This is a genomic window from Arsenicibacter rosenii, assembly GCF_001870735.1.
Classification (GTDB): Bacteria; Bacteroidota; Bacteroidia; order Cytophagales; family Spirosomataceae; genus Arsenicibacter; species Arsenicibacter rosenii.
In genome coordinates, this window is sequence record NZ_MORL01000043.1 from 1 (window position 1) to 14,837 (window position 14,837).

Annotated in this window: 11 protein-coding genes; all 11 read right to left on the reverse strand. The window is 54.2% G+C overall.

The window, feature by feature from the left end:
• The coding region (locus BLX24_RS28720) for an ABC transporter permease (RefSeq protein WP_071506684.1) at positions 1-2,273 on the reverse strand (2,273 nt) is incomplete at its 3' end.
• 123 nt (positions 2,274-2,396) lie between these two features.
• A complete protein-coding gene (locus BLX24_RS28725) occupies positions 2,397-5,075 on the reverse strand; it encodes an ABC transporter permease (protein WP_083422245.1) in 2,679 nt (892 codons plus the stop codon).
• A 138-nt stretch (positions 5,076-5,213) separates the two neighbouring features.
• A complete protein-coding gene (locus BLX24_RS28730) occupies positions 5,214-5,543 on the reverse strand; it encodes a PadR family transcriptional regulator (RefSeq protein ID WP_071506677.1) in 330 nt (109 codons plus the stop codon).
• Positions 5,544-5,683: 140 nt separating this feature from the next.
• The gene (locus tag BLX24_RS28735) at positions 5,684-5,887 is read right to left on the reverse strand and encodes a hypothetical protein (RefSeq protein WP_071506678.1); all 204 of its coding nucleotides are present in this window, start codon (positions 5,885-5,887) and stop codon (positions 5,684-5,686) included.
• 51 nt (positions 5,888-5,938) lie between these two features.
• Positions 5,939-7,039 (reverse strand): redoxin domain-containing protein, encoded by a 1,101-nt coding sequence (locus tag BLX24_RS28740; protein ID WP_071506679.1) that lies wholly within the window; start codon positions 7,037-7,039, stop codon positions 5,939-5,941.
• Positions 7,040-7,191: 152 nt separating this feature from the next.
• Positions 7,192-9,591 carry a TonB-dependent receptor gene (locus tag BLX24_RS28745; protein WP_071506680.1) on the reverse strand — a complete coding sequence of 800 codons (2,400 nt, stop codon included), beginning with the start codon at positions 9,589-9,591 and terminating at the stop codon, positions 7,192-7,194.
• A gap of 280 nt (positions 9,592-9,871) precedes the next feature.
• Positions 9,872-10,705, reverse strand: coding sequence for a DUF4097 family beta strand repeat-containing protein (locus BLX24_RS28750; protein WP_229201914.1), 834 nt, complete (start codon positions 10,703-10,705; stop codon positions 9,872-9,874).
• Between the two features lie 12 nt (positions 10,706-10,717).
• Complete coding sequence (locus BLX24_RS28755) at positions 10,718-11,581, reverse strand: DUF4097 family beta strand repeat-containing protein (RefSeq protein WP_071506682.1); 864 nt, start codon at positions 11,579-11,581, stop codon at positions 10,718-10,720.
• 114 nt (positions 11,582-11,695) lie between these two features.
• A complete protein-coding gene (locus BLX24_RS28760) occupies positions 11,696-12,538 on the reverse strand; it encodes a HEAT repeat domain-containing protein (RefSeq protein WP_229201915.1) in 843 nt (280 codons plus the stop codon).
• On the reverse strand, positions 12,507-13,052 hold the full coding sequence (locus BLX24_RS28765; protein WP_071506686.1) for an RNA polymerase sigma factor: 546 nt from the start codon (positions 13,050-13,052) through the stop codon (positions 12,507-12,509). The genes BLX24_RS28760 and BLX24_RS28765 overlap by 32 nt, the downstream gene beginning before the upstream one ends.
• A 193-nt stretch (positions 13,053-13,245) precedes the next feature.
• Positions 13,246-14,837, reverse strand: a 1,592-nt coding sequence (locus tag BLX24_RS28770) for a serine hydrolase (protein ID WP_310590809.1), incomplete at its 5' end; no start/stop codon positions are given.

Here is a 14,837-nt window from a genome sequence, read left to right on the forward strand (position 1 = left end):
TCGAGCCAGCGCGACATGGCGAACCAGGCCAGGGGGGAGGCCAGCAGGATGGCGATCAGAATCAGTTTCAGGAAATCTTTCGACAGCAGCATCACAATACCCGACACCGACGCCCCCAGCACTTTCCGGATGCCGATTTCTTTGGTCCGCTGCCCGACCGTGAAGGCAACCAGTCCGTAAAGCCCGAGTCCGCAAATGAGCATGGCGATGATCGAAAAGGCGTTGACGAGCTGCGAGATGGTGGTTTCGGTTTCGTAAAACTGCGCTAGCTGATCGGTCAGAAATTCATACTCAAAGACATCGGTCGGGTAGAGTTTCTGCCAGACCTGTCGTACATGGGCCAGCGTTTGGTCCGGACGGTTGCCCGAGATCCGGATACCGGCTTGCTGGTACATGTTCGGGTAGGAGGCAATGAAGCAGGGGGCAATCGCTTCGTGCAGCGATTTCAGGTGAAAGTCCTTCACAACGCCGACAATTGGCAACGGCACATTCGACAGGTAATACTGCATGGGCTTGCCCAGAATATCGTGCGGATTTTTATAGCCCAGTTTGCGGGCCAGCGTCTCGTTAATGACATACTCCCGGATGGAGTCGCTCGCTACGATATTGCGTCCGGCAATCAGTTCCAGATTGTAGGTACTCAGGTAACCTGCATCCGCCAGCCGTTCGCGGATCGGGTAGGTCTGCCAGTCGGTTTTCGCCCCGAATTTAAACGACCCGCCATTCATCATTTTCGACGAAGGCGGACGGTATTGCAGCGTCACGGCTTTGATGTCGGGATACTGGCTCAGGTTATTTTTCAACGCTTCCCATGCCTGCTTTTCATGGTTTGGCAGATTAATAATCAGCACATTGTCGCGCTTGTAGCCCAGATCCGTCTGCCGGATAAACCGGACTTGCTGCATCACCACGAGCGCCCCGACCAGCAGGGCCTGGCAAACCACAAACTGAAGCACCACCAGCCCCTGGCGCAGCGAATAGCCGTTTGCGCGTGTGTTTACGAACGCTCCCCCTAAACGCCGGAGCGCCAGGATAGGGCTGAAACCAGACAACACAAAGGCCGGATACCCGCCTGCCAGCAACACGACTACAAGCAGCAGAATAAGGATGAACAGCAGAAACGGTCCGTCGGCGTTGAACGATAGCCGGAGATGCACCTGATTATTGAACAGGGGCAGCGCCAGACTGGCCAGTAACATGGCCAGTCCCGTAGCCGTCAGTACAATCAGGCTGGTTTCGAGCAGAAACTGTTTGGCCAGTTGGGGCCGCGAACTGCCCAGTGTTTTCCGGATACCGACCTCCTTACTGCGCCGGAAAGCCTGGGCCGTTGCCAGGTTAACAAAGTTGACGCAGGCGATCAGGACCAGAAAGCCGCCAATCAGCGCCAGCGACCAGAGCAGCGACGGCCGGATAACGCCGCCTGTCCGCTGCGTGTCAAAATGGATGTCGGCCAGTGGCTGAATGTGGAACTGAAAAATGTGGGCCATTTCGCCAAAGTGCTTTTTCGACAGGGCGGGCAGGCTGGCTTCGATCCGCTGCGCCGTGGCAGGATTGGTGTCTTTGGTGGTAAAATACAGGCGGTTGGTACTGACCAGCTGCCCCCATTCGTCCTGATTGTAGTCGGGGTCGAGCTGCCGGAGGGTAGGCATCGAAATGTAGAGGCCAATCTGGTTGTCGGTCGGCTGAATCGGGTCGGCCACCACGCCGGTTACCGTTGCCATCACCTTATGATTGAGCTCAATCGTGCGGCCAACCGGATTGGGTTCGCCGAAATACCGCCTTGCCGACGATTCGGTCAGAACGACGGTATTGGGGTCACGCAACGCCGTTTGCGGATTACCGCTGATCCATTGAAAATCGAAAATCTGAAAGAGCTGGTATTCTGCCAGAGCGGTCTTTTCATGTTCCAGAAAACGGGCCGGTCCGGTTGCGTCTGGCCGGTTAATACTGAGTGTCATCGACTTGTTGACGATCACAAAGGCGGCCTGTTCGACCTGCGGGTATTCCTGCCGCAGGGTTTTGGCCATCGGCTGCGGCGCCTCAGGATAATACTCCACTGAGCCATCTTCGAGGTGCAGGTCAATGACGGCGCGGTAGATGCGGTCGAACCGGCTGTGGTGGCGGTCGGTGCTGAGGTGATGCCGGATAAACAGGAAAATCAGCAGCCCGCCCGTCATGCCAACGGTCAGGCCCAGCAGGTTAAGCCATGTAGAGACGCAATATGTTGCGTCTCTTTGTCTTCGCCACGCAATTTTGAGGTAATTCTGAAGCATAACGTCCGTATCGGTTTCGGCAACCAAGGTACGGACGTTGTTGATTAGCAGGCTGTTAAAGTTTGTTAAACCTGTAGAGACGCAACATCTTGCGTCTCATTTTATCCGAAAAGAGACGCAACATCATTCCGCCCGCAGGCTTTTAACCGGATTGACAACGGCCGCTTTGATACTTTGAAAACTAATGGTAATCAGCGCAATGGCTACGGCCAGCAAACCGGCAGCGGCAAACATCCACCACTCAATGTCGATACGGTAGGCGAACCCTTCCAGCCATCGATGCATGGCATACCACGCCAGCGGGGAGGCCAGCAGGATAGCCATCAGAACGAGCTTTACGAAATCTTTCGACAACAGCGCCACGACACCCGCCACGCTGGCGCCGAGTACTTTCCGGATGCCGATTTCCTTCGTCCGCTGGTGGGCGGTTAACGTCGCCAGCCCGAACAGGCCGAGGCAGCTGATCAGGATCGCCACGCCCGTGGCGAGGTTAATGATCCGCGAGAGTTGCTGCTCTTTCCTGTAAAAATCACCGATGGTTTCGTCGTAGAATTTATACTCGAACGGCATGTCGGGGTAAAGTTTCTGCCACGTCCGGGTGATGGCGCTGATCGTCTTCGGCCAGCTGTCCGAACGACCTGATAGCCTGACATTCAGCATGCTGAGCGACTCCCGGTTGGCCATTAAGGCGATGGGCTTAATTTTTTCGTGGAACGACTGCGCATGGAAATCCTTCACCACACCTACAACCGGTACGGTCCGGTTGGCATCGCCGCCGCTTTCTTTCAGAAAAGCCCCGACCGCATCGGCCGGCCGCGCAAATCCCATCTCCCGTGCCGCCGTTTCGTTGATCACGTATTCGCGGGTGGTGTCGCTCGGTTGCAGGTTCCGGCCGGCCACAAGTGGCATCTGGTACAGCGGAATGTATTCTGTATCAACGTATTTGCGGAACAGATTGAACGAAACAATCCCTTTGCGTGACTTGTATTCGTGGATGTTGCTGCTGTAGCCGCGTGAGGCAGGCTGCGTGCCCAGACTAACCATCGATACGCCGGCAATGTGTTTTAATTCATCCCGCAACGCATCCCGTTTGTCCAGTTTCGTTTCCATCATGGTTTTCCACGGAATCTGCGCCGTAATGATGGCGTCGTGGGCAAAACCCATATCGGCCTGGATAAAATAACGCAGTTGCTGGTTGATGATCAGCGCGCCGACAATAAACAGCTGGGCAATGAAAAACTGAAACACAATCAGCGATTTACGGAGCGTAATCCGTTTCGGACTGCCTTCGATGGCAAAGCCCTGCCCGCGCAGGACGGTTACCGGTTGGAAACGGGCAATGAGCCAGCCCGGATACAGACCGGCCAGGAGCGTAATAAGGATCAGCAGACCGGCCAGGAACAGGACCAGCAACGGCCAGTCGACAAACTCGCGCGCTCCGGCCGGTAACAGGTCGTTATAGTGCCGGAAAAACAAATGCGACAGGCCGTAGGAGAGGGTAAACGACAGGCCGGTGATCACAGCCGTTTCGCCCAGAAACTGGAGAATCAGCGTACGGCGGCGACTACCGAGTGTTTTGCGGATCCCGATTTCACGGGCCCGCTGCGGGATCTGAGCCGAGGCCAGGTTGATGTAATTGATCACGGCCAGCACCAGAATGAACGCCGCCAGCCCCATCAGACCGTACAACACGCTTTTGTCGGCGCGGTGGCCATGTTCGCGGTAGTCGGTGCCGAAATGCAGGTCGGCCAGCGGCTGGAGTTTGTGCCAGCGTTTGGCCCCGCCCCATTTCTTGAAAAACTCCTCTGAATGCTTGCTCGACAGGGCATTGATCTGTGCTTCTACCTGATTGATATCTGCCCCCGGACTCAGGACGGCATACATCTGCGAATCAGAATTGGTGTTGCTCCACTCAGCCGGCTCATACTTGCGCTTGATGGTCGCCAGCGACAGGAATTCCTTTCCCCTGAAATCAGAGAGGAATGGCAGGTCCTGCACCACACCCGTTACCTGTACCGCCAGCGTATCCCAGAGTGTGATGGTTTTGCCGACTACCTGCCGGAGGTCTGTTTTCGGGAAAAAAGCGGTTGCCTGGCTTTGGGTGAGCACAATCTGGTTGGGTTGGTTGAGCGAAACGTCAGGTTTTCCGGCCAGCCACGTATACGGCACCATCCGGAAATAATTGCTGTCGACGGCAATCACCTGATCATCCTCGGTCGGAAACGATTGTGGTTTGCCGCCCGGTTGCGGGACCTGAATGGTTTCTACCCACGTCAGCCGGAGCGGCACGACCCGCTCTACCCCACCAATCTGTTGCCGCACCGCCTCCGGCATCGGCAGCGGAATGCCGGGGTTGCCTTGTTCTTTGCCGTCGAACACAAAACGGCTCACAGCACGGACAATCCGGTCGCGGTTGGGAATCCGGGTATCGAAGCCGAATTCAAACGACACCAGCTGGTAGATAATCCAGCAGGCACTGACGCCGATTGATAAACCGACCATGTTCAGGCCGGTAAACAGCCGGTTACGCCACAACTGACGGCGCGCAATTTTGATGTAGTTACTGATCATAACGAGACTAAGCGAAAAAGGCGGTGAATACGGTTCGTTGTGTCTGGATCGGGCCAGTGGCCGCATCAGTTTCAGGGCACTGAGCGCAAACCGGCGGTCGGCGGTGACCTTGCCGTGGGTCTGCACCCAGTAATCGTACAGTTCCAGCAGGTCGCCCTCCACTTCTTCCAGCGTGTCGGGGTGCCCAAAGGTTTTCAGGAGCCAGCTGGCCCAGCGCGGCGGCGTTTGCATGTTTTAATGGATAATGAGCAATGGAAAATGAGTAATGAACAATGAAAAGGATATAGCGGATAAATGAGTAAGTGTCTTATTGACAGTGGGTTGGTGGCTTGATTGGGGGCGGTTCCATTGTCCATTACTCATTATACATTATCCATTAATAAGCTGGGGCGGCAGCGCATTCCAGAGCTGATCCCGTACTTGTTTGACTTCGGCAAGGGCTTTGCTGCCGGCCGTGGTTACGGTAAAGTACCGCTTCCGGCGACCACCGCGCTCGGCCGTGGCCCCGCCCATGGCCGAGGAGAGGAACCCTTTTTCTTCGAGCCGCTGCAACGTTGTATGTACGGTACTGAACCCGACACTCCGGCCGGTTTTCTGCTCAATTTCCTGTGTAATGGTGACGCCGTAGGCCGACTCACCCAGGATGGCGACAGTAAGCAAAACCACTTCTTCAAACTCGCCGAGGAACGCACGTTTCATGGGGTTGGTATTTATTCCGATAATGTCGATCAAATGTGGTGCCAGTAAACGAAAAGTGCCCGTACGGCATGTAAGGGCACTTTTTCTGAAATACGGTCGTCCGGTAACGGACATTGGTTGTTCTATTGCGGACAGGCCGGTTAATGCTTCAGCCAGTCGGAAAAGCTACGCGGTTTATAGGTGAGCCAGCTGTAAATAAACGCCAGCACGCAGTTAATGAGCAGCCCGCTGCCGATGATAGCCACCTGCCCGTTCAGAGCAGTTGCCCGGGTGAACATGAACCCTGTAATAAGAAAGACCAGTGCCATAACCGGTGCAATACACGCTTTAATCCATTTCTGCATGACCCAATGTAGCTGATTTATGTACAAAAGACAACGCAGGGTAAACTCTCCTCATTTGCTGAGCCGCTGCCGGATTTCGCGTTCGAGCCCATCGAATGGCAGGTTATAGGCAACGATCCGCCGGTTTTTGTCGAGCAGGATCGTATCGTGCCAGCCTTTATACAGATACGCGTCGAGCGTAGTTGCCTGTTCAGCGACCGCACCCAGCCGCCACGGGTACTGCTGCCGGATTTTCGTTATCAGTTCCGGCGCATTTTCAACATCCTTTAGCAGAAAATCTGCACCGATGCTGAGAATGGTTAATCCTGCGGCCTGATACTGCTTGTGAAGGCGAGTCAGCCGTTTGTGGTGCGTATCGCGGTCAACGCCAAACAGAACGGTAAAGTCAATGAGCAGCAGGTCGCCGGGGAGTTTCGAAAGCGTAATGCTGTCGTTGCCGGTTACCGACTTCAGGGTAAAGTCCGGTGCCTGTTGCCCCGGCCGGTTGTGCTCCAGCTTTTGTTGGATTATCTGATACGAAGGCAGGGCCTGAAATGCAGACAAGGCATCGAAGGCTTTTTTGGTTTCGGCAAACGAGGCCATCGGAAAATTAGCCGCAAACAAATACCAGCTGGACGGGGCGGTCGGGTGGTCGAGGATATGTTTTCGGAGCAGGTACTCCGCACCGGCCCGCAGTGAGTCGGTAAACTGCTCAAAGCTGCCGGCATGCAGGGAGTCAAGGGGCAGATTGGTCATCCGCTCAACCCGCAGCGCTTCCTGCTCTTCGGCCAGTTCATGGTCCTGCTGCAGTTTTTGCCGCCAGATGTCTGTACTGAAAGAACCGGTGAACAAGGGGGCTGGCAGGTTAACGGGATCAATCGCGACCGAAATGGCAGGGGCATCGATAAACAACTGAACGTCTTCGGGGTAGTCGTCGATCCAGATGTAGGCCGGGCAGGGCTCATCGACGGTGATCGTAAAAATGGCATGCCGGTTTACCACAAACGCCGTGTCAAAAAACATCTCCCGATCACGCGGCTTCACAACAATCCGGGTTTCGCGGCCCTCCCAGCTGGCGGGGTAAAAACAGTCAATGCGGCTGGTCAGTTGGGCGAAGGCCCCCGTGAGCGACAGGCAAAGCAGGCCGAGAATGGTGTAAACGTACGTCATCATATCCGGTGTATTATCCGGTTACAATAACGTACGTTTACAACTTCTGATTATGCGGATGGATAGCGATAACCCAAAGAAATCATAGTCATCATTCAATCATACCAGGCATAACCAAAGAAATCATAGTCATCATTTAATCATACAAATCATCGTCATTCGCTGGCTTTCTTGTCATCGTTGCTGATCCGCTTTTTCTGGCGCTGACCACCGCTCATTTTCCCGAATTCATACTTCAGGTTGATCCGCCAGCCGCGACGGTACATGGCCACATCGGTGACCTGATTGAAATTCGGGCCGGTGAAGGTGTTGGCCCAGCCGATGGTTTTGTTGAACGGATTGTCGTAGCCGAAGCCAATGGTTCCTTTTTTCTTCAGCACTTCTTTCTGAACCACCACATTGTAGAACCCGAAGCCACCGAATGTGCCCTGCAGCCCGACGCGGTTTGAGTTGTAGAAGCCGAAGAACTGGGCCTTAATCCCCTTGCCGAAATCGACGCTGGAGTTGAGATTCAGGCGGTACATCCAGTCGGCGTTGCGGGTTTTAAGTTCGGCACTTTCCAGTACGTTGTAGAAGAGATTCAGCGAGCCGTTGACCGACCATTGCTTCATTAGTTTGGTGTTGGCGCTCAGGTTCACCCCATAGGCCGAGTTCTGGGCCACGTTCTGGAATTTAAACGTCTGTACGCCCTGATTATCAACCGTGCTGACGTTCTCAATAGCGTTGTTAGTCTGCCGCAGGAAGAACGACGCGTTCAGGCTCGTTTGTTTGATCGAAATGCTGTAATTAGCTTCGATCGAGTGGGTCAGCTCCGGTTTCAGGTAGGGGTTACCCCCATACCGGTTTTTCGAATCGGCCTGATCGACGTACGGATTCAGGTAAAAATACTGCGGCCGCTGAATCCGCTGGGTGTAGCTCAGGCGGATCTGCTGGTCTTTTTTCAGGCTCCGCGACAGGCTGATGTTCGGAATCACGTTGCCGTAGTTGTTCGAAAACGCCGCTGTCCCGTTCAGGAAGTTAGCCTGAATCATGGTGTATTCGTAACGTGCTCCAAGGTTAACGCCCCAGCCTTTTTTCGGATTGCGGCTATAGACCATGTACCCCGATACCACCTGCTGGCCATAGTCAAACACGTTGGCCAGCGACGGGATTTCGGTAAACCGGTCGGAGCCTTCGACCGCCGACGAAATGCGGTAATCGCTCTTGATTTGCCGCAAAATACCCTTAGCACCGATCTCCAGTTTGCTGATGCTGTCGAGCGGGTTGGTGTAATCCAGCTGGAACGTGCCTTCCTGATTGTTGCCGATGTTCAGGCTCTTTTCGCGGTAATAAATCGTGTTGTTTCTCTTCAGCAGGTTCGACCAGTAATCGCTGTCTTCGCCTTCGAAGGAGTACATGGCCAGAAAATTCAGTTCGCGCTTCGGTTTTTTAAACAGGTGGGTATAGTCGAGGTTAACCGTTGCCCCCGCCCAGTCGTAGGTACGGCTCATGTCCCGGCGGTACTGCTGGCGGATGGTACTCTGGAAGTTTTCGACAAAATTCATGTCGAAGTTATTGGTGTTCAGTCCGTTGTAGTAATTGATGCCTGCCCCGATCCGGTTCAGGGTATCAATGTCCCAGTCGACATTGAAGTTGGCGTACAGGTTGCGGCCGTTGCCGGTTACCCACTGATCCTGCCGCTGAGTCAGCACCGAGTCGGCGGCCGTAAACGACCGGCGCATCAGAATCGACCGTTTGTTTTTCCAGTCGTTGAAGCCGCCGCTGGCAGAGAGCGATACGTTTTTCATCCGGTGGTTGATGCTGGCGTTCTGCCAGTTGTTCCACTGGCTGAAATTCGGGCTGATGGAGCCATTGGTGCCTTGCAGGGTGTTTTTCTTCGTGATGATGTTGATGATACCGGCCGTTCCTTCGGCGTCGTATTTGGCTGAGGGGGTGGTGATTACTTCGACCTGCTTAATGATGTCAGCGGGAATCTGCTTCAGCGCGTCGGACAGGCTGCGGGCTACGATGCTCGACGGTTTGTTGTTGATCAGGACCTTGATGTTGGAACTGCCCCGCAGCTGCACATTGCCTTCGATATCGACCGCAATAGACGGGATTTTTTTCAGAACGTCGGTGGCGTCACCGCCTTTGATGCTGATGTCTTTTTCGGCGTTATACACCATCCGGTCCGACTTCTCTTCGAAGAGCATTTTCTGCTCGGTTACCGTCACTTCGGCCAGTTTCTGTACCGACTGGCTAAGTTTGATAATCCCCAGCTCAACCTCTTGTCCGTCGATAGCCCTGACGTTTTTCAGCGTTTTGGTCTCGTAGCCCATAAACGAAATCTGAACGTCGTAGCTGCCCTGCACAATTTTGGTAAACGTGAACCGGCCCTGTTCGTTAGCCGTAACGCCCTCCTGAATTTTGCCCGCTTTCAACAGGGCGACTGTAGCAAATTCGACCGGTTTGTTGGCCGTTGAGTCGAGCAGCAGGCCCGTGATTTTGGTTTGTTGAGCCAATACAAGGTTGGCGCTGCCCACCAGCGTGAGCAGGGTGAATAGAAAACGTGTCATGAGATTACGCCGGAAGGCGATTAGTATTTGTTGTTTTACCTACAGGGTGCGGAAGTAAGCAAAAGACGAGTGAGGTGGGGAAACGTTGCAGGGTGTGGTGGAAAAAAATATATTTCTTTGCCCGCCCCCCCTTTAAAGGGCGAAATCCGGCTGTTTACCTCACCCCTTGCCCCTCTCCTGTTTTCAGGAGAGGGGGTGTTTGCCAGGACTTTAAGTCCCTCCCCTTAATTTAAGGGGAGGGGTTGGGGTGGGGTAAAGAAGAAAAGCACACATTACCCGCTTACTTCGCTTTACGGATGTAGATATTGCCGTGCATGTTTTTCATCATCACCTCGCGGCCGCCACCGTTGACCTTGCCCTGTACCCAATCATCGATGCTGACTTTATACATGCCATTTTCGGTGCTGCGGTTTGATTTTGGCTGGCTTTTGTCCACATCTACGTCGAAGTCGCTGTAGATTTCGCCGCGGTCAGATTTGAGCTTTGTGTTGAATTTAGCATTGGCCGGAAACGTCACGTCGATGTTGCCGTTGAGCGTCGAAAACGCCATAGGTGTGTCGTTGTTCACGTTTTTAAAATTGGCCTTCAGGTTGCCGTTTATGGTATTGACCACGGCCGAACCGGATACATTATTGAGGGTAATCGGGCCATTGACGTTTGAGATCTCCAGCTCGCCATTGATGTTTTCCACTACAATATCGCCGTTATTAATCGTGTGTAGCTTCAGCGAGAAGTTTTGCGGGACTTTGATGTCCAGCTGCATGTTGCTCTTAAACGACTGCGTTGAGACCTTTACGTTGTTATTGCGTTCTTCAGCCGACAGTTCAATGCCGCCCCGCGTCGAAATTTTCTTCATACCCGTGGCGAGCTCATCTTCCCGGCCTTTGTGTTTGCTCTGGTCCGACCGTTGAACCATGGCGGCGTCTATAATAACATCTTTACCGTTGTGTGGCTGCACGTGGATGGAGCCGTTGATCAGGCTGGCTTCCAGCCGTCCCGGTTTGCCGGGGTCGGTCAGGGGCACAACCAGCTGTTCCTTAATGTCGTTCTGTGCCTGGAGGCTGGTACTCATCAGCAGGGCCAGGCCTGCCATTGCGGTGGTTATTGCATTCATTTTCATGTCGTTTCAGGATTGTTTTTTGAGGTAAATGTTGCCATTGAATGTTTCGAACCGTAGTGTCTGGCCACCACGACCGATCCGTATATGCGAATCCTTATTGAGTTTATAGACGGTTTTATCGCCTTTCTGCTCTTCGTTTTTCGTTACCTGTGCCGGTAAGACAGCCACATCGGGAAAGTCGGTATAGAACTCGCCGTGGAAGGTTTTAAACAGACAGTCGGCCGACAGGTTGTTGGGGTACGTAATTTTGATGTTGCCGTTCAGCGTATAGTACGACGACTGGTCGGGCGGCGCGGTCAGGTAATTGGCTTCTACATCGCCGTTGATGGTCCGGAGTTTGGTAGCGCCTTTAATGTTAGTTAGCCGGATGGCCCCGTTTACGTTATTGGCCTGCATTTTTCCATTGACATTCGCAACGGTTATATCACCACCGTTCACGGTCGAAACGGATAAGTTGAGTCCGTAAGGCACTTTTACCGTAAAATCGAGGTGGTAGTGATAGTCGATCCGGCGGTAATTGTCGCGGTTCCGGTTCCGGTTCGGGCGCGAATCGTATGGCTCGGCAATGTAGGCAATCAGGCTGTCGGCATTCTGGTCAAACTGGAGCAGAAACTCCCGTTTGCCCTGTTCGACCAGTTCGTCGGTTTTGGCCGAGATTTTTTTGTCGACTTCCAGCACGATTTTATCACCCGCATAACCCTCGACTTTGATAGAGCCGTTGATGTTGTAGATGGCCAGCGTGCTGTTTTCGGCTGACTTTGAGAGCGTAAACTCCCGCTTGACCTGTTCTTTGAATTCCGGATTCTGTGCGTTGGACCGGGTACAAGCTACCACCAGTCCCACCAAAAGGGGGATGTACGAGAGAAACATTAGTATTTGTGTTTAAGTGTTCCTGAGTAAGACCGGGCTGATCCGGTTTGTTGCCCTGCCCTTGTTTAAGGCCCCTCCCCTTATTTCAAGGGGAGGGGTTGGGGTAGGGTTATTTTACGACAAGTCCTTGATTGTCTGTTCAATCTTAGCCTTAACCAGATCGTTGAGCCCATCCTGTTTGAGCATTTTTCTGAAGCCTTTGATGGCGCGTTTTTCCTGTAGCTTAGCCATTACATCAGCCATCGCGACCTGCACCATCGGCGATTCCTGCCGGGGCAGCGACTGCACCAGCCCCTCCCGGACGTGCGGATCATCGGCATACTGTACCAGCGCTTCGAGCGTTACCAGCCGGACGTTTACGTTCGGGTCGTTGTTGAGCGTCGTAAGCAGGGCATCTGTGACCTGCCGGTTGGCGTCGCTGATTTCCTTTGTATAGCTCACCGCCCGGAGCCGCTCGCTGGCCGAGGGGTTGTCGAGCAGGGAAAGCATCATCATCTGCCGCATCTGCTGCACCTGATTCGACAGGGTATCAATCTGCTGCTGATAGGCTACAGACGGAGCCTGCCGCTGGCTGAACCAGAACCCCGCCAGTATACCGACGGCCAGAACACACAGGCTATAGGCCAGCTGAAACGCGGGTTGTGCCGGCCACAATGCCTTCAGCTTTTCCAGCCAACTCCGGGCTGATGCCTGCTTTTCAGCGCTGACGGTCTCTTTATACGTTTCGAGCATGGTATAAAAGTTACCCCGCATCGACTCCGCCGGAGCTGGTGAGGGCAGGTTGCCCATCATTTGCCAGAGTTGCTGACTTTGCTGGTACTCGCGCCGGCAGTCGGGGCATCCGGCCAGATGGGCATCGATGGCCTTACGCGCTGTATCCGGTATCTGATCACTAAGCCAGCCTGTTAACCGTTCGTTTGCCTGTTCACAGTTCATGGGCTTTCGTTCCGTTTTCAATGGTAAAAAAATGTTTTTTCAGTTCGTGCAGCGCCCGATGGACCCGCACCTTAATCGCCCCTTCCGATGTTTGCAGCACGCGGGCAATTTCCTCGTACTTCAGTTCCTGAAACCGGCTCAGAATCAAGACTTCGCGGTATTCAGGGCTTAGTTTGTTCAGGGCCCGCTGCAGCGTATCGATTTCCTGCCCTTTTTCCAGCTGCTCGTCGGCCGGCATCCCGCCCCCCAGCTTATCCGCGAAATCGTTGACATCGTACTGAAACGATGATCGTTTCGTGTATCGGGCTGAGTCGTTGAGCACATTGCGGGCCAGGTGATACATCCAGGTTCTGAATTCGCCGTCGCCGGTAAAGGTGTGCCGGTATTTCAGCATGCGGTAAAACACCGTCTGCACCATGTCTTCGCAGGCATCGGCCTGCGCAGTCATGTGGTAAAGGAAAGCGAACAGCGGGCGGTGGTAACGCTCAAAGAGCAGTCCCATCTTGTCGAGGTCGCCGGCCTTGACCTTAAGCATCAGTGCGTTATCCGATAGCGCGTTCAACCGTATTTGTTGTTTTTGGGTGATTTGTACGTGGAAACCGGGGTAATTCCGAAAGGTTACAGTAAAACTGAAATTTTTTTTCACAGGGCGGGAAATGATAGGGGAAAATAAACAAATGTTGCGACAAGCCATGCTTGTCGCAACAGAAAAAGCGCATACGGCCGTATTATTCCTGCTTCCGCGTCCAGCGGTCGCTGCCGAAAGCAAGCAGGCTGGTGATCCTGCCGTCGGGGCTGGTTTCAAATAGGAAGGGATCGCCACCGTCGCGGGTAAAGAACGTAAGGCCTGCTTCGGGCAGCAGGGTATAGCTGTCGCCGTTCCAGACCTGAGTGACGAGCAGCCCTTTTCCGCTGACGGTAATATGCAGCTCAGGCTTTTTGTTGCCATGTCCTTCATACCGGCCGGCGAGCCTCGCCAGCTGCTCGGCCGGCAGTGGCACCACTTTTTTAACGACCGGTTTGAAGGACGGCCAGTTGTACTCAGCCGAAATGCCCCGCAGAACCTCATACACCAGGTCCATGCCATTATCGGCATTGGTCATTACGACGGCCCCCTGGCCGGTATTGGCAAAGGCGTAGATAAAACACCGGAAGCCTTCGTTACCACCTCCGTGTCCGAAAGCCAGTTTGTCCTCCTGTCCGCCCAAACCCGGCCCGAGTCCGTAACCGCCGGATTGCGGGGTCAGCATTTGCCGGGTCATTGCCTGTGACAGCAGTCCGCCCTGTTGGCTGCGGAAGGCCTGCTGTATGTGAAGAAGATACGTTGCCAGATCGGTAGGGGTGGTCCAGAGACCGGCAGGGGCAAGTTCGGGGTAGACATGGTGGTTGCCGTTGATCTTTGCGCCTTTGCCGTCATGGCCGGTGGTCGCTTTGGTAAGCAGATGCGCCGGTAAAGGTTGGGCAAATGTACTGTGCTGCATGCCCAGCGGTTTCAGAACGGCTTGTTGCATGTAGGTCGCAAACGGCTGACGGGTAATGTCTTCGGTCAGCTGCTGAATAACCATATAGCCGCCACCGGAATACCGCCAGCGGGCACCAGGTACCGTATCGGAGCGTACGGCGGGGGAATTGGCCGGGGCTTCCCCGTTCAGGATCTGCCGGACTGCCGGCAGGGGTTTTCCCGGAAGATACCCGCCGAATCCATGAACGTTTAGCCCTGAACTGTGCGATAATAGCTGACGGAGGGTCACCGGTTTCTGCGCCGTAAACCGGGAGTCAGGTATTTTCCAGCTGGTCAGGTAGGTATTCACGTTGCTGTCCAGCGCGATTCGGCCTTGTTCGGCGAGTTTGAGCACACCAAGGGCAGAAACCGGCTTGCTGACCGACGCTGCCTGAAAAAGCGTTTCCGTTGTGGCCGATTGCAGGCTGTCGGCGCTGAGGTGTCCATAGGCTTTTGCCCATTCAAGCTGGCCGTTGTTGATAACGGCAATGCTGACCGCCGGTACGTGATAGTATCGCATCCGGTCAGCAAGGGTATAGCGTTGGGCCGGCTCACCTGCCAGTTCGACCGATGGAACAAGACCATATTCGACGTGCCGGATACGCTGCAAAACCTGTGCAGGCTGACCAAAACCATACGGAATCAGCCACAGCAGGAGCAACATCAGCGCAATGACCTGCATCAGAAGGTATTTCATCATCATGTTCGCGAAGTTTCTGGCAAAACTACCCCGCCTGTCAGCGGCCGTGGCCGAAATGGGGTGAACCGCGCCGAAAATGGGATGAATTATTCGGATCGCAGGGACGATACCGGGTTTCT

What these genes read in the sequence shown, in the direction of transcription:
- BLX24_RS28725 (WP_083422245.1), bottom strand. Translation starts at nt 5,075, where the DNA reads ATGCAAACGCCGCCGCGCTGGGCCAGCTGGCTCCTGAAAACCTTTGGG.
- BLX24_RS28730 (WP_071506677.1), bottom strand. Translation starts at nt 5,543, where the DNA reads ATGAAACGTGCGTTCCTCGGCGAGTTTGAAGAAGTGGTTTTGCTTACT.
- BLX24_RS28735 (WP_071506678.1), bottom strand. Translation starts at nt 5,887, where the DNA reads ATGCAGAAATGGATTAAAGCGTGTATTGCACCGGTTATGGCACTGGTC.
- BLX24_RS28740 (WP_071506679.1), bottom strand. Translation starts at nt 7,039, where the DNA reads ATGATGACGTACGTTTACACCATTCTCGGCCTGCTTTGCCTGTCGCTC.
- BLX24_RS28745 (WP_071506680.1), bottom strand. Translation starts at nt 9,591, where the DNA reads ATGACACGTTTTCTATTCACCCTGCTCACGCTGGTGGGCAGCGCCAAC.
- BLX24_RS28750 (WP_229201914.1), bottom strand. Translation starts at nt 10,705, where the DNA reads ATGAATGCAATAACCACCGCAATGGCAGGCCTGGCCCTGCTGATGAGT.
- BLX24_RS28755 (WP_071506682.1), bottom strand. Translation starts at nt 11,581, where the DNA reads ATGTTTCTCTCGTACATCCCCCTTTTGGTGGGACTGGTGGTAGCTTGT.
- BLX24_RS28765 (WP_071506686.1), bottom strand. Translation starts at nt 13,052, where the DNA reads ATGCTTAAGGTCAAGGCCGGCGACCTCGACAAGATGGGACTGCTCTTT.